We start from the raw sequence: 15487 nt of genomic DNA on the forward strand, positions 1-15487 counted from the left end.
CTTTGAAAAAAGTTCTACAAATCATCGATCTGCACGTCAGTTTTCGGACATATGGCGGCTCAGTTCGAGCGGTACGCGGAGTGAATGTGGATGTATATGAAAAAGAAACCCTTGCTATTGTGGGAGAATCAGGCTGCGGGAAAAGTGTGACTTCACAAAGCATTATGAGGCTGCTGCCAGCTTACAGCGCTCATGTTGATCAGGGAGAAATCTGGTTTGAAGACCGCAATTTGCTGTCATTATCTGAAAAAGAAATGCGCGCCATACGAGGTGTCGATATCTCGATGATCTTTCAAGATCCAATGACCGCACTGAACCCAACCTTGACAATAGGCGACCAGCTCATGGAGGCGGCAAAGGAGCATCAAAAGCTGACGAAAAAAGAAGTGAAAGAAGCCGCCATTCGAATGCTTGATTTGGTCGGCATTCCGCAGCCGAAGGAAAGGTTAAAGCAATACCCTCACCAGTTCAGCGGGGGAATGAGGCAGCGGCTCATGATTGCCATGGCACTGATTTGCGAGCCAAAAGTGCTGATTGCAGATGAACCGACGACCGCGCTGGATGTGACCATACAGGCACAAATATTAGAGCTGTTTAAAGAGATTCAGAGAAAAACAGGTGTCACCATTATTTTAATCACACATGATTTAGGGGTCGTCGCCCAAGTCGCAGACCGAGTGGCGGTCATGTACGGAGGGAAAATGGTGGAGGTCGGAACGAGGCGAGATATTTTTTACAGTCCGCAGCATCCTTATACAAAAGGACTTCTACAATCCGTTCCAAGACTTGATATGAAAGATAAACTCATTCCAATTGAAGGAAGCCCGCCTGATTTATTTGCGCCGCCAAAGGGCTGTCCGTATACAGATCGATGTCCGGCCGCCATGAAGGTGTGTGATCATATCATGCCGCACGAAACGCAGCGGTCACCTACCCATACAGTGCATTGCTGGCTCCAAGATGAGCGAGCGAATCAAACGGTTTTATCTTCAACACAAAGGGGGAGTTTTTGATGAGAAAAAAAGGGTGGATCATCAGTGTATGTTTGTTCACGATCATGCTGCTCGCAGGATGTACAGCCAATGAGCAAGCAGGGAAAGGATCATCAAGCAATCAGGGTGAAAAGAAAGTGTTAACCTTAAATAACGAAAACGAACCGACGTCGTTTGATCCGCCGATTGGTTTTAATAATGTATCGTGGCAAGGACTCAATAACTTAATGGAGGGGTTAACAAGACTGAATGAAAAGCACGAACCATCTCCTGCAATGGCGGAAAAATGGGAGATATCAGAGGATGGAAAAACGTACACGTTTCATTTAAGAGATGGCATCAAGTGGTCAAATGGTGATCCAGTAAAAGCGAGTGATTTTGAATATGCGTGGAAGCGGCTGCTTGATCCGAAAACAGGTTCTTCTGCATCGTTCTTAGCGTACATGATTGAAGGCGGAGAGGCATTTAACAGTGGAAAAGGCAAGAAAGAAGACGTGAAAGTCAGCGCTGTAAATGACAAAACGCTTAAGGTCACACTGGCTTATCCGCAGAAATCGTTCTTAAATATGACCGCAAACCCTGCCTTTTTCCCAGTCAATGAACAGGTAGCTAAGAAGGATCCAAACTGGGCAAAAGACGCCAAAACCTTTGTCGGAAATGGACCGTTCAAGCTGACAGAGTGGAAGCATGATGAGAGTTTCACAATGGAAAAAAGTGAGACGTATTGGGACAAAAAAACAGTCAAGCTGGATCAAGTGAAGTGGCTGATGATCAGTGATCGAAACACAGACTATCAAATGTATCAATCAGGAGATTTAGATACTGCCTTTGTTCCAGCAGAGCAAAGTGAAAATCTGCTGAAAAATAAAGATGTACAAATTGAAGACCAGGCTGGATTGTTCTTTTATCGTCTGAATGTGAACATAGAACCATTTCAAAATAAGAACATTCGCAAAGCTTTTCAAATGGCGATCAACCCGCAAGATATTGTGGATTATGTGACGAAAAATGAAGAGAAGCCTGCACGCGCTTTCGTCTCGCCAGGCATCCTAGATTCAAAGGGTGAGGATTTCAGAGAAGCTGGCGGTGATCTTGTGAAGAATGATAAGAGTGAAGCTGCGAAGCTATTAGAAAAAGGGCTGAAAGAAGAGAATTATTCGAAACTGCCAGCCGTCACATTAACATACAGTACAAAGCCTGAGAACAAGAAAAAAGCGGAAGCTATCCAGCAGCAGCTGAAAGAAGCGTTAGGTGTAGATGTGAAGCTTGCGAACATGGAAGCCAATGTATTTGCAGAAGATCAAAAGGCGCTGAAATTCCAATTCTCACAAAGTTCATTTTTAGCAGACTATGCAGATCCGATCAACTTCCTAGAGAGCTTCCAAACAGGGAATGCCATGAACCGGACAGGATGGTCTAATGATACCTATGATCAGCTGATCAAAAAAGCGAGCCAGGAAGCAGACGAACAAAAGAGAAACAGCATCCTTCATGATGCAGAGGCACTTCTCATTGAAGAAGCACCGATCATTCCGATTCATTTTTATAACCAAGTCCATTTACAAAAAGAAGGCGTGAAGGGAATTGTCCGCCACCCCGTTGGGTATATCGATTTGAAATGGGCACAGGTAGATGGAGAGTGATATTAGGATCAAAAGACGCTTTTAGATAAAAGCGTCTGTTCCTTTATTCGTTCATGTTATGAAGCAGAAACCCATAGATTGAAAGAAACAAAGAGAAAGAGGGGATATGGCATGAGCCAGCTGCCAGTGGCACTTCAAACAGGGGATACGGTGGGGATTATTGCACCAGCAAGCCCGCCTGATGAGCTGAAATTAGCAAAAGGGATTGCCTTTTTAGAAAGCCTCGGGCTAAAGGTGAAAAAAGGAAAGTATATCGACTGCCGGTATGGGTATTTAGCAGGCTATGATCATGAAAGAGTGGAGGATCTTCATCGCATGTTTCAAGATCCAGAAGTGAAGGCGGTTATTTGTGCTTGCGGAGGATACGGGACTGGAAGACTTGCGGAAGCCATTGACTATGACCTCATTCGCCGGAATCCAAAAATCTTTTGGGGCTATAGTGATATTACGTTTTTACATACGGCCATCCAGCAGCAGACCGGTCTTGTGACCTTTCATGGTCCAATGCTTTCCTCTGATGTGGGACTTGAAGAGGTCCATCCGTATACGAAGGATACCTTTTTGCAGCTGTTCACACCGAAAGCCTTTACGTATGCACATCACTTGTCACCCCTTCATACCTTTTATCCTGGCACCGCTTCAGGTGAGATTGTAGGAGGGAATCTTGCCGTCATCGTGACAACACTTGGTACACCTTTTGAAATCGATACGAAGGGAAAGCTTTTGTTCATTGAAGATATTGACGAAGAGCCCTATAAAATCGATCGAATGATGCAGCACCTCACATCTGCTGGAAAATTGGATGATGCGGCTGGATTCATCATTGGAGATTTTCATCAATGTGAGCCAAAAAAGAAAGATCAGTCCCTCACATTGAATCAAGTATGGGACACCTATATTGTGCCGCAAAAGAAACCTGCACTTGGGGGCTTCCGGATCGGTCATTCTTCGCCGAACTTTGCCATTCCAATGGGCACGCAGGCTGCACTAGATGCGACAGGAAAAAAACTGCACATTTCTCCAGGCGTTGCAGCGAAAGAGGCGATCAAATGAAAATCGTCGATGTTCGTACATGCAGAATGAGTGTACCGCTAAAAAAGCCTTTTAAAACCGCTTTACGAACGGTGTATGATGCAGCATCTCTGATCGTTATCATCACATATGATCAAGGTGATGTCAGCTACGGAGAGGCAGTCCCGACAACGGTGATTACAGGTGAAACGCTGGAAAGCATCGACTATGCCATCTGCGAAGTGATCAGACCGATTTTGCTCGGGGTTTCCTTGTCAGGGTATGAACAAATTTTTTCTCGTATGAACCGCGTGCTCGCTTGCAACACAAGCGCAAAGGCAGCGATTGACATGGCCATTTATGATGGCTTAGCGAAGCAGGCAGGACTTCCGCTTTATCAATACCTTGGCGGATATCGCAGTCAGCTTGAAACCGATTATACGGTCAGTGTAAACCGGCCGCTTGAGATGGCGGAAGATGCGAAGCAATACGCAGCTGAAGGCTTTCAGACGTTAAAGATCAAGGTGGGAAAAGATGACATAGACACGGATATTCAGCGTATTAAGCGAATTCGAGAAAAGGTCGGGCCGGATATTCAGATCAGGCTCGATGCGAACCAAGGATGGACGTGGAAGGAAGCGGTCATAGCCATTCGGAAAATGGAGGCGCTGAATATCGAACTAGTAGAGCAGCCGGTTCCGAAAGAAGATATCGAAGGCCTGCGCCGTGTGACAGAAGCAACAGATACATTGATTATGGCAGACGAAAGCATTTTCAGTTTTCATGATGCGATCAAGGTGCTTGAAACGAGAAGCTGTGATCTGATCAATTTAAAATTAATGAAATCAGGCGGCATAAAAGAAGCCCTAAAAATAAATGCTCTAGCAGAAGCATACGGCGTAAAGTGCATGGTTGGCAGTATGATTGAGTCAAAACTTGGCATTACAGCAGCCGCTCATCTCGCCGCAAGCCAGCCGAATATCACCCGCTACGATTTTGATGCCCCGCTGATGCTGCAAGAGGACATGATAGAAGGTGGAATCGTGTACAAAGGAAAAGATATATTTTTTCCGCCGCAACATGGGTTAGGCATTCAAGGGGTGAAAGGAGTCTCATGATGGTATTTGAATCAAAGGTTCCAGTTGCGAACGTATGGACAGCGCCGCAGTCACCGAGAGAAATCGATCAAAAGGTACTTCAGGGTTCCTTTAAGATCCAAGAGTGGATTGACCAGCAGACATATGAAGAAAAACTGGCTTTATGTGAAGAAAATCTGATCCAGTCGCAAGTACTGCTCGGCGAACGAGTCATTGGATTAGAAGAGACAGACGGCTGGATGAAAGTCGTCATTCCGCAGCAGGCCAGCCGGAAACATCCGCAAGGCTATCCTGGCTATATACCTGCTAACCAACTACAGCAAGTTACAGAAGGAAGTGCGCCAGCTGCATCTCATATCGTTTGTCAGAAAAAAGCCATGCTCTATCGAAACGGGCAAGCGGACATGGAGATTAGTTTTTTAACAGAGCTGGCAGCTATAGAAGAAACGAGTGATCGCTTTCATGTGGTGACCCCAGCAGGGACAAGAGAAATTAACAAAGCAGATGTGCAGCCAGTTTCATCCATTTCCTCTATGACCGGCAAAGATGTTGTAGACACGGGGAAACAATTTATTGGTCTTTCGTATTTATGGGGGGGCATGAGCAGCTTTGGCTATGATTGTTCGGGCTTTGCTTACAGCATGTACAAAGCGTGCGGATATCTTTTGCCGAGAGACGCAAGTGACCAGGTAGTGCAAGGAACACCGGTCGCATCAAGCCATTTAGAACCAGGCGACTTACTGTTTTTCGCAAATGACAACGGAAGGGGAGCTGTCCGCCATGTTGGGATCTACGCAGGTGACGGTATGATGCTTCACTCGCCTAAAACCGGCAGGGAAATTGAGCTGCTTTCCCTATCTGGCTCTTCATATGAAAAGGAGTGGGCAGGTGCAAGACGATATTTGCCAAGCGAGAGGAGGAATGGTCATGGCAGTTGAACCACTTTTACAAGTAAACAATCTCAAAAAATATTTTCATCTATCGAAAGGAAGAACGTTAAAAGCGCTAGACGGTGTCTCTTTTCAGCTGAAACAAGGCGAAACGTTTGGTCTCGTTGGCGAGTCTGGCTGCGGAAAATCCACACTTGGAAAAGTGCTCATGCGTCTTTATGAACCGACAGATGGGGAAGCCTTATATGAAGGGAAAAGCCTTCATCACCTTTCTCAAAAAGAATCATTTGATTTTAATCGGCAAATTCAAATGGTGTTTCAAGATCCGTATTCCTCCTTAAATCCGCGGCTGTCTGTAAAAGATATTATGCTGGAGCCAATGGAGATTCACCACCTTTACGGAAGTCAAAAGAAAAGGATTGCCCGAGTGAAAGAACTGCTTGAAGCAGTAGGACTTAGCTATGATTTTGCCACTCGCTATCCCCACGAATTCAGCGGAGGACAGAGGCAGAGAATCGGTATTGCGAGAGCACTCGCCTTAGCGCCGAAATTTATTGTGGCAGATGAGCCAATTTCTGCACTAGATGTCTCCGTTCAAGCGCAGGTTGTGAATTTGCTGAAGAAACTACAAAAGGAGGAAGGGCTGACATTTCTCTTTATTGCGCATGACTTGTCGATGGTCAAATATATCAGCGACCGAATCGGTGTCATGTATTTAGGTCATCTCGTCGAATTGACCAGCAGTGATACGTTATATCAAACACCGCTGCACCCATATACACAAGCCTTGCTGTCTGCGATCCCCATTCCAGATCCTGACGTGGAGGACAAGCGTAAAAGATTCATTTTAAAAGGAGAAATTCCAAGTCCAGTGAACCCGCCAAGCGGCTGTGTATTTCGAACAAGGTGTCCTGCAGCGATGGATGTGTGTGCTGAAAAAAAACCAATATTACAAGCAGTAGAAGAAGGGCATGATGTCGCCTGTCATTTATACGATCGGAAATAAAAATAGGCAGATAAAAAGCCAGCAAGTAGAACAAGCTGTTCTACACGCTGGCTTTTTTAGTGGATGAACGCCGAATCGGCAATGTGCAGCATCTGAAAGAGCCGCCAGATTTAATGATTTCTGAAAAATCCACTTCAATGACAGTGTATCCGTGAGCGGTTAATGCAGCATTTGTTTGTTGATTGATGGGCAAACTGATCACTTTTTTCTGCCCAATGGATAAAATGTTTGGTCCGAGTGTGAATTGCTCTTGTTCGCTTATTTCAATCAGATCATAATGCATTTTGAGCAGGTGAAGATCCTCTTTTTTGAACGCTTCAGGATAAATTAATATCTCATCATGAGACAGAATATTCATCACACAATCGAGATGCAAAATGTGAGGAGGAAGATGAATGGGAATGATATCATGATCCGGCAGTTCTTTTTTAAGCTCATGGATAGCGGCTGGGTTTGTTCTCTTGCTCGTTCCGACAAATACGCGTGTTTGATCCACAAGTACATCGCCGCCTTCAATCGTTCCATTTGTCAGGGTAACAGTTTTCAATCCATTTCCCTGTGCCCACTCTTTTAACAATTGTTCTTCTCCTTGCCGAACTGGAGCGGCCATGCTTGAAACAAAGAGTGTATGTCCAATCGTAAACCCAATATCCCGAGTAAAGACTTGCTCAGGAAAACGGTCATTTGCCGGAAGCATGATGGGGCGTACTTGATGGTTCTTTAGGGTTTGGATCAATTGCTTATGCTGAACAACGGCTTTCATTTGAGAAATATTTTCTCTCGCAAAATGTTTCTGGGTTTCGTTGATGATCTGTTTGATTTCCATATAGATGGGACTGCATAAAAGGACTTCTTGTAAATCGTCATATTCACTCATGCATTGCGGCATTTTGTGTATTTGTTCTGCTCTCATAGAATCCATCAAATGGCCTCCTTGTTTGTTCATAGTTCTATTATTCCTCGTTCTAGTCAAGGTTGAAACATTTCCGAAAGAAAATCTCTCACAAGAGACTAAAGCAAAAAGTTTAGACAAACCTAAAAGAATAGTGTTTAATAAAAGTCGTTCCGCATTCACGAAAACAGCAAGAAGGAGCTATGATGATGAGTGAAGAAAATTTCAAATACTGCAAGGAATCGAAAGTTGTTAAAACCAGCAGGGTATTCCCTCTCGATACGAATAACCACCAAACCTTATTTGGCGGGAAATTAATGAGTTATATAGATGACATTGCATCCATCTCGGCAGCAAGACACAGCCGCAGTGAAACGGTCACGGCGTCGATGGATTCTGTTGACTTTTTAGAGCCGATTGGACAAAAAGAGTCAGTATGCTTGGAATCCTATGTGACGTGGGTCGGCACGTCTTCCATGGAAGTGTTCGTCAAAGTCATGAAAGAAAACTTGATGTCTGGAGAGCGCAGACTTGCAGCGACTTCATTTCTGACTTTTGTCTCGCTAGATGAGAACGGAAAGCCAAAACGAGTTCCACAAGTCGTACCGGAAACAGAGGAAGAAATCATGCTGCATCAAACAGCAAAACAGCGGGCAGAAGAAAGAAAAAGCCGCCGAAAGCATAGCAAGGCACTGGCTGACGCACTTGGAACAGATAAACCATGGGCGTAAAAATCACCCTTTCAGCGGTGATTTTTTTCTAGGATAGTATCTTGCATGACAAGATAGTGTGTGGTAAGATGATGCTATCTTGTGATGCAAGGTACTGGAATCGGAGGAACAAAGATGACAACATCCACACAAATGCTAAAAGGAATTTTAGAAGGCTGCCTGCTGTCGATTATTTCTGAGGGTGAGATTTATGGGTATGAAATGACAAAGAAGCTCGCGCATTACGGGTTTGATCAAATTAGTGAAGGAAGTATCTATCCGATCCTGCTGCGTATGCAAAAGGAACAGCTCGTGACCACTGTCACAAAAGCATCAGCGAGCGGACCGAAAAGGAAATACTATACGCTCACACAAGCTGGAGAACAAGCGCTCACAGGGTTTATTACCCGCTGGAGTGAGCTTTCAAAAAATGTAAACTGTTTACTACAAAAAGGGAAGTGAGATTATGGTATCAAAAGAAACAAGACACATCCTACTAGAGCTGAAATTATATCTCATATCAAAGGGAAAAAATGTGGACGAAATTGATGAGCTGATGGATGAATTGACGACACACGCGGTCGAGGCTGAAAAAGATGGTAAAACAGGGGAGGCTGTGTTTGGCGGAGATCCGCGGAGCTATGCTGATGAACTCGCAAAAGAGCTGTCAGGACACCATAAAGACTGGGTTCCATTCATCAGTGCCTTCTTAATCGGGTCTCTCTTCTACATGATTTTATCAGATGCGATCAGTCAAAGTTTATCGTATTCTTGGTATGCTTTGATTGGCTATCCGCTCGTTTTAGTGGCCAATGTCATCATGATCATTGTGATGTTTAGAGCGTCTGCCTTTCAGACAAGCCGCCGGGCATTTCTTTACTTTTGGATCTTAGGGATCTTTCAGCTGACCGCGATGGTCACAATCAAACTATTGGATCAAAAACTCGGCACACCATTACTTGTCCTGACCTCAGGTCAAAGATGGGGCGTCATCCTGCTCATGCTGCTATGTATCATTGTCTTTAATGCAATCTTAAAGGCGAATGTCGTTTCATTGATTCCGATCATCTTTTTCGGACCGCAGCTCCTATTTGAATGGATTGGCTGGACATCACCAAGCGTGCTTCTCTTGCAAAGTCTACTATCTATTGTGATCTTAATAGGGCTTGTGCTCATTGTTTTACGCCGGACGAATAAGAAAAATGAAAATACGTTGTAAAAAACAGAGCACATCTATAATCCTATAAGATGTGCTTTTCTTTTTCTAAAAAAATGTAGAAATGGTATCGTGTTTTTCATTACAATGGGAAGAGGACAAAAACGAAAAGGGGTTCTGTGCTTGGATATTTTATGGGGATATGTACTTGTGTTTGTATTGGCTGCTTTGCCTTTTTTTGAAGTGGTAGGGGTCGTTCCGTTGGCCATTTTAAGTGGCATGCATCCTGTACCGGCAGCAGTTATTGGATTCATCGGCAATTTTTTTACCGTTTTACTTCTCATTGTTTTCGTAGACCGCTTCAAAGCATGGCGGTTGAAGAGAAAAGAGGACAAAAGTGATGAAAAAGGAGAGAAAAAGCAGCTGCGGGCCAGAAGAATTTGGGAACGATATGGTCTCCCGGGATTAGCACTCGTCGGTCCTTTTATCATCGGCAGTCATTTAGCGGCGTTTATGTGCATGAGCTTTGGAACAAAAAGAAAGCAAGTCGCAGTGTGGATGACAGTTAGTTTAATGATGTGGACAGCGCTGGCAGCTAGTTTAACCGGTGCGGGATTCCATTACTTTGCCCCAGATTCAAATGGATTGTTCGGAGATATATTTAGTCAGTAAGCAAGGGGAGGATGAGAAATGCAGCATCAAACACGGACAGTGCTTGAAACAGAGCGGCTCAGGCTAAGAACGATGAATGAACATGATGCGCCATTTTTATATGATATGTTGTTCCAAGATGAAGAAGTAATGAAGTATTATCCTTCTTTGAAGGATGAGCAGCAGACGAAAGAGTGGATTGCATGGAATCAAAAGAATGACCGTATGTATCATACTTCCCTCTGGATCATTGAAGACAAAGAAACGAATGAACCACTTGGACAAAGCGGCATTGTTCTGCAAAACATTGAAGGACAAACCGAACTTGAAATCGGCTACATGCTAAAGAAAGAAGCGTGGGGAAATGGCTATGCTGCTGAAGCCGCAAAAGGCTGTCTCACCTATGGCTTTGAAGAAATGAAGGTCAGACGAATGGTCAGCTTAATACGCCCAGAGAATGAATCGTCTGTAAAGGTCGCTTTAAAAATGGGTATGAAAAAAGAAAAAACCATTTCAAAATGGGACCAAATCATTGATGTATACAGCATCATCCGTAACGAAGAAAACGGCTCGCTTACCGAATAAGCAGAGCCGTTTTTTCTTTTATATACGCTGTTCTAGCTGAAGCAAATATTTCTTCCGTTCAACCCCGCCGCCGTAGCCCCCGAGTTCACCACTTGTTTGAATGACGCGGTGGCATGGAATGATAATCGCTAATTGGTTGGCACCATTTGCATTACCAACCGCCCGGACCAAATGAGGATCGCCCAGCATCATAGCAAGCTCGCGGTAAGAACTTGTTTCGCCTGATGGAATGCGCGTGAGCAGGTCCCACACCTTCATTTGAAAAGGGGTGCCATGTAAGGAAAGTGGTACCGAGAACTGCGTGAGTTTTTTCTCAAAATATAAGGTCAATTCCTTTGCTAATTGCTGATGGACGTTTGTTTCCCCGACTAAAATACGGGCTTGATGCTTTTTTCTCATGTTCTCAATTTCCTTTTCGAGTCCCCGCCTGTCCACAAATTCCAGTAAATACACATGCGTCGCATCTGTCACGCTGATCATCCGCCCGATCGGTGTAGAAATAAAATTAGCGTGGAGAATCTTGGTTTGCGTCTTTTTAGGGGGATTTCCCATAATTTTCGTAAATGCATCATTGAAGGCACTCGAAGATTCATAGCCCAAGGCGACCTGCTGATCAATCACTTTTTTTCCATTCAGAATTTCTTTAAAGGCAAGTCCCATTCGGCGTGATCTCGCATATTGAACAAAGGTCATACCATAGATTTCTTTGAATTTCCGCCGTGCCGTTGCAGAGTGAATCCCTAATTGATGAAAGTCTTCTTCTTTCCAGCGTTTTTCAGGGTGTGTTTCAACTGCAGAAACGAGTGTTTTGACTTCTTCCGGAATGCTGTTAGGATATGTTAATGGTGTGCAGCGCTTGCACGGACGATATCCTGCTAGCAGTGCTTCCTCTGCTGTAAAGAAAAACTCACAGTTCTCATATTTTGGTTTTCTAGCGGTACATGTGGCATGGCAGAAGATACCAGTGGTCTTAATGCCGGCAAAGAATGTGCCGTCATATTGCGGGTTCTTGTCAACCAGTGCTTGATAAAATTCATGTTTCTGTTCGTCGGTTATCATCATACGATCCACCTCTTGGTTTCCTATAAAATGTGATTCAGCGTACTTTGTGCTGGTAAACAAAGCGTCATCTTGGATCGTTCATCACATCAATCTTATTTCATTATATCAGCGATGTGATCATTTCTCTGTCTATCATTTAGTATACGCCGGTCTCATATCATTTCTTTCGAAAAATGAACAAGTATATTTGAAGAGGGAGAGCAAACTGGTAGACCGGCATATCGGGGTGTGATAAGATTTTTAATACAGAATCTGCTCTAAGTCAGGTCTGTATATCATGAATTGGTTTTCTAGGGTTCCGTGCGCTGGTGCAGTCTGGTCCGAGAGAAAACACATAGGGTCTTAGAAGAGGCCATATGGACACGGAGGGATAAAAGCCCGGGAGATTTGATCAAACGATCGATTTCCAGGCTTTTTTTGTTGGTTGGAATCGTTCAGAAAGGAGAAGATCAGATGAAATGGGGAAATGTCTTTATTGCGGCCATATTTGAAGTCGGCTGGGTGATGGGGCTGAAATATGCTCACTCGCTCATAGAATGGGGCGCAACCATCGTTTGTATTATCGTGAGCTTTTATTTACTCATGAAAGCAACAAGTGTACTGCCAGTTGGCACACTTTATGCCGTTTTTACCGGGCTTGGGACAGCAGGTACCGTCCTCATAGGCATGGTGCTTGGTGAGCCGGTTCAGCTTGTCAAACTGCTTTTGATTGTCATGCTTTTGTGCGGTGTATTAGGGCTGAAGCTGACAACAGGTGAAAAGAAGGGAGAGGCTGAATCATGAGCTGGCTTTTACTCATTGGAGCAGGCATCTTAGAAATGCTTTGTGTGACCATGATGAATCAATTCCAAAAAGACCGGCATGTCAAATGGATTTTATTCATTGCAGCTGGCTTTTCGATGTCCTTTCTGATGCTGTCTCTTGCGATGAATACGATTCCGATGGGAACGGCGTACGCCATTTGGACTGGAATCGGAGCTGCTGGAGGCGCCATGGTCGGTATGCTGTTTTACGGAGAGTCGAAAGACGCAAAACGTATTTTCTTCATCGCCCTGATTTTATCTGCGGCAGTAGGATTGAAAATCATTGAATAAGAAAAGGCTGGCAGATAGGTGCCAGCCTTTTGTTACATTGAATGATGATTGGAATCGTTTTCATTTTTGCGGTAAAGCTGGCTCACAAGCAGAAAACACACACCAAATGTGAGAAAAGGAATGAGTCTTTCACCGGCTATAAAAAGGGAAATACCTGTGATCAGACAAACGATGCCGAGCCAAAAGCTCACTTTACCAAACAAAGTCATACTTTTCATCTCCATCACTCCTTTTATGATAAAAGGTCTATTCACATTATATCACGCCAGGTGCAGAATTGAATGAATATTCAATAAAAAATAGGACTCTACATTGCTTTTTCTCTTTCCAGTCCAGTATAATATTTCATTAGAATGAAAACGTAAATGAGGTCATGATACATGAGAACTTTGATAACAGAGAAACTTGAATTACACAGACAAAAGCATGAGCAAAAAGGAAGGTTGCTTGTCAGCTGTCCGGATCAGCCTGGAATTGTATCAGCTGTTTCTTCCTTTTTATTTGAGCACGGAGCGAATATCATTGAATCCAGCCAATACACAACAGATCATGAAAGCGGCCGGTTCTTTTTAAGAATTGAATTTGATTGGAAAGACATCTCGGCAAATATGGATCAGCTGAAACATCAGTTTGAGCCAATTGCAGCATCATTTCAAATGACGTGGAGCATGTCGCGTGCAAGTGAGCTTAAAAAGCTGGCGATCTTTGTGTCAAAAGAGCTTCATTGTTTACATGAGCTGCTATGGGAATGGCAAAGCGGCAATTTGATGGCTGAAATTGCGGTCGTGATCAGCAATCATGAAACGGCAAAAGATACAGTAGAATCGCTTGGAATCCCGTTCCATTTTGTGAAGGCGAACAAAGACATTCGCAAAGAAGCGGAAAAACAGCAGCTCGCATTATTAGAAGAGTATGATATTGATGCCATTGTGCTTGCTAGATACATGCAAATTTTAACGCCTGAATTTATTGAACAGCACCCGAACAAAATCATTAATATTCATCATTCTTTTCTGCCAGCGTTTATTGGTGCAAATCCATATAAGCGGGCATATGAGCGAGGAGTCAAATTAATTGGCGCGACTTCTCATTATGTGACCAATGATTTAGACGAAGGGCCAATCATTGAACAGGATATTGAGCGAGTAGATCACCGTGATGATGCGGAAGCATTAAAAAATATTGGCCGAACAATTGAGCGGAGTGTGCTTGCACGTGCCGTCAAATGGCATCTAGAAGATCGAATAATTGTGCATGAGAATAAAACGATTGTATTTAATTGACGGCTTGACTTTTCCTGAGCAATTGGTGATAATATAAAAAAATTAACGAGCGTTGAAAAGGAATAGTAAGCAGGAACTGATGCGTAAAGAGAGCAAATGATATGCTGAAACATTTGCCGCAGACAGCTGCTGAACCTGCCCTTTGAGCCTTAGAGGAAAAATCTAAGCGCGTGCCTGGCGTTACAGGAGTTGAGTGGAATAAGCTAGATGTATGCTTATTCAATGAAGGTGGTACCACGGAAAATCCCTTTTCGTCCTTTACATAAGGAGAAAAAGGGATTTTTTTGTGCCTAAAGGTATAGCGGAGGGAATCAATAATGAAAAAGCAAAGGATCGTCATCAAAATTGGCAGCAGTTCATTAACAGAGCAAAAAGGAGCCATTGATGAACAAAAAATGCAGGATCATGTGAAAGCGATAGCAAAGCTGAAAGAGGCTGGGCATGAAATCATTTTAATTTCGTCAGGAGCCGTTGCAGCAGGGTTTGGCAGCTTAGGGTATCCATCAAGACCTGTGACTTTAAAGGGGAAACAGGCAGCAGCAGCGGTTGGACAGGGCTTGTTAATGCAGAAATATACAGAGCTATTTTCACAGTTTCACATGACACCTGCACAAATGCTTTTAACCCGTAATGACTTTTCAGATCGAACAAGATATCGAAATGCTTACGCTACGATGATGGAGCTGCTGGAAAGAAAAATTTTACCGATCATTAATGAAAATGATTCTGTTTCCATTGAGGAGCTTACCTTTGGGGATAATGACATGCTTTCAGCTCTTGTCAGTGGATTAATCCATGCAGACCAATTGATCATCTTAACGGACATTAACGGAATATATGATGCAAATCCAAATGAGCATCCTGAGGCGAAGCGTTTTGATGTACTGACACACATTTCAGAAGAATTGTTTTCATATGCGAAGAGCACTGGTTCAAAAGTGGGAACAGGCGGGATGAAATCAAAGCTGTCTGCTGCACAAACCGCACTTTCACTTGGCGTGAAAGTCTTCATTGGCACAGGTACTGGAGAAGACAAGCTGCTTCACATTCTTGCGGGTCAAGGTGACGGAACGTATATCGGAGAACAGGACTTATCAGCCGTCAACAACCGCCGTCAATGGATTCAATTCCACTCACCCGTCTCTGGGAAAATCATGATAGATGCAGGAGCGGAAGCGGCGATTTTGCATAACGGCAGAAGCCTTCTTCCGGCTGGAGTCATTGATGTCGCTGGTGACTTTTCTAAAGGAGAGGTCGTTGAAGTGGTCGGTCCGAACGGATTAGTAGGTAAGGGACAAACCTTGTACGCATCCGATGAGCTTCTCGGCATTAAAGGGATGCGAAGTGATGAGCTTTCAAATGAGAAGCCTGAGGTTATACACAGAGATCACTGGGTACAGCATGTACAAAACTGA

18 protein-coding genes, 1 riboswitch and 1 other annotated feature are annotated in these 15487 nt (G+C 43.8%); of the genes, 15 read left to right on the forward strand and 3 right to left on the reverse strand.

The window, feature by feature from the left end; translation table 11 throughout:
* Window positions 1-2 precede the first annotated feature (2 nt).
* From MHH26_RS04005 to MHH26_RS04030, 6 genes are all read left to right on the forward strand, one after another.
* Complete coding sequence (locus MHH26_RS04005) at window positions 3-1013, forward strand: ABC transporter ATP-binding protein (protein WP_307499493.1); 1011 nt, start codon at window positions 3-5, stop codon at window positions 1011-1013.
* Window positions 1013-2635 carry a peptide ABC transporter substrate-binding protein gene (locus tag MHH26_RS04010; RefSeq protein ID WP_340972449.1) on the forward strand — a complete coding sequence of 541 codons (1623 nt, stop codon included), beginning with the start codon at window positions 1013-1015 and terminating at the stop codon, window positions 2633-2635. The genes MHH26_RS04005 and MHH26_RS04010 overlap by 1 nt, the downstream gene beginning before the upstream one ends.
* 111 nt (window positions 2636-2746) lie before the next feature.
* Window positions 2747-3688 (forward strand): S66 peptidase family protein, encoded by a 942-nt coding sequence (locus MHH26_RS04015; RefSeq protein ID WP_340972452.1) that lies wholly within the window; start codon window positions 2747-2749, stop codon window positions 3686-3688.
* Window positions 3685-4764, forward strand: coding sequence for a mandelate racemase/muconate lactonizing enzyme family protein (locus MHH26_RS04020; protein ID WP_340972455.1), 1080 nt, complete (start codon window positions 3685-3687; stop codon window positions 4762-4764). The genes MHH26_RS04015 and MHH26_RS04020 overlap by 4 nt, the downstream gene beginning before the upstream one ends.
* On the forward strand, window positions 4764-5681 hold the full coding sequence (locus MHH26_RS04025; RefSeq protein WP_340972458.1) for a C40 family peptidase: 918 nt from the start codon (window positions 4764-4766) through the stop codon (window positions 5679-5681). Before MHH26_RS04020 ends, MHH26_RS04025 begins: the two co-directional genes overlap by 1 nt.
* Window positions 5671-6639 carry an ABC transporter ATP-binding protein gene (locus tag MHH26_RS04030; protein ID WP_340972460.1) on the forward strand — a complete coding sequence of 323 codons (969 nt, stop codon included), beginning with the start codon at window positions 5671-5673 and terminating at the stop codon, window positions 6637-6639. Before MHH26_RS04025 ends, MHH26_RS04030 begins: the two co-directional genes overlap by 11 nt.
* A gap of 40 nt (window positions 6640-6679) precedes the next feature.
* Here MHH26_RS04030 and MHH26_RS04035 read toward each other — a convergent pair whose 3' ends face one another.
* Entirely contained in the window at window positions 6680-7561 is an 882-nt protein-coding gene (locus tag MHH26_RS04035) for a dimethylarginine dimethylaminohydrolase family protein (RefSeq protein WP_340972462.1), read from the reverse strand.
* A 179-nt stretch (window positions 7562-7740) separates the two neighbouring features.
* Between MHH26_RS04035 and MHH26_RS04040 the strand changes: the two genes are divergently transcribed.
* The 5 genes from MHH26_RS04040 (at window position 7741) to MHH26_RS04060 (ending at window position 10633) form a co-directional block, all read left to right on the forward strand.
* Entirely contained in the window at window positions 7741-8262 is a 522-nt protein-coding gene (locus MHH26_RS04040; protein WP_060596084.1) for an acyl-CoA thioesterase, read from the forward strand.
* Window positions 8263-8376: 114 nt separating this feature from the next.
* Entirely contained in the window at window positions 8377-8703 is a 327-nt protein-coding gene (locus MHH26_RS04045) for a PadR family transcriptional regulator (protein ID WP_340972464.1), read from the forward strand.
* Between the two features lie 4 nt (window positions 8704-8707).
* Window positions 8708-9460: an HAAS domain-containing protein gene (locus MHH26_RS04050; RefSeq protein ID WP_307499500.1), complete on the forward strand. Its 753-nt coding sequence runs from the start codon at window positions 8708-8710 to the stop codon at window positions 9458-9460.
* A 120-nt stretch (window positions 9461-9580) separates the two neighbouring features.
* A complete protein-coding gene (locus MHH26_RS04055; RefSeq protein WP_334748731.1) occupies window positions 9581-10069 on the forward strand; it encodes a small multi-drug export protein in 489 nt (162 codons plus the stop codon).
* An 18-nt stretch (window positions 10070-10087) separates the two neighbouring features.
* Entirely contained in the window at window positions 10088-10633 is a 546-nt protein-coding gene (locus MHH26_RS04060; RefSeq protein ID WP_307499502.1) for a GNAT family N-acetyltransferase, read from the forward strand.
* Between the two features lie 18 nt (window positions 10634-10651).
* On the opposite strand, the gene MHH26_RS04065 is transcribed toward MHH26_RS04060, so the two are convergent.
* Window positions 10652-11695, reverse strand: a complete 1044-nt coding sequence (locus MHH26_RS04065) for a bifunctional transcriptional activator/DNA repair enzyme AdaA (protein ID WP_106037821.1) — start codon at window positions 11693-11695, stop codon at window positions 10652-10654.
* 279 nt (window positions 11696-11974) lie between these two features.
* A riboswitch (guanidine-I (ykkC/yxkD leader) is annotated at window positions 11975-12082 on the forward strand.
* 66 nt (window positions 12083-12148) lie between these two features.
* Here MHH26_RS04065 and MHH26_RS04070 point away from each other — a divergent pair.
* A complete protein-coding gene (locus MHH26_RS04070) occupies window positions 12149-12478 on the forward strand; it encodes a DMT family transporter (protein ID WP_034663015.1) in 330 nt (109 codons plus the stop codon).
* On the forward strand, window positions 12475-12789 hold the full coding sequence (locus MHH26_RS04075; protein WP_034663013.1) for a DMT family transporter: 315 nt from the start codon (window positions 12475-12477) through the stop codon (window positions 12787-12789). Before MHH26_RS04070 ends, MHH26_RS04075 begins: the two co-directional genes overlap by 4 nt.
* Window positions 12790-12821: 32 nt before the next feature.
* Here the strand turns inward: MHH26_RS04075 and MHH26_RS04080 are convergent, their stop codons facing one another.
* Window positions 12822-13007, reverse strand: coding sequence for a hypothetical protein (locus tag MHH26_RS04080; RefSeq protein WP_034663011.1), 186 nt, complete (start codon window positions 13005-13007; stop codon window positions 12822-12824).
* 162 nt (window positions 13008-13169) lie between these two features.
* On the opposite strand from MHH26_RS04080, the gene purU reads away from it, so the two are divergent.
* Together purU and proB are read left to right on the forward strand one after the other, a co-directional pair.
* Window positions 13170-14072 (forward strand): formyltetrahydrofolate deformylase, encoded by a 903-nt coding sequence (gene purU, locus MHH26_RS04085; protein ID WP_340972468.1) that lies wholly within the window; start codon window positions 13170-13172, stop codon window positions 14070-14072.
* Between the two features lie 43 nt (window positions 14073-14115).
* Window positions 14116-14334 (forward strand) — a binding site (T-box leader).
* Between the two features lie 55 nt (window positions 14335-14389).
* A complete protein-coding gene (gene proB / locus MHH26_RS04090; RefSeq protein ID WP_034663006.1) occupies window positions 14390-15487 on the forward strand; it encodes a glutamate 5-kinase in 1098 nt (365 codons plus the stop codon).

Source organism: Bacillus sp. FSL K6-2839 (genome assembly GCF_038003365.1).
Classification (GTDB): Bacteria; Bacillota; Bacilli; order Bacillales; family Bacillaceae; genus Bacillus.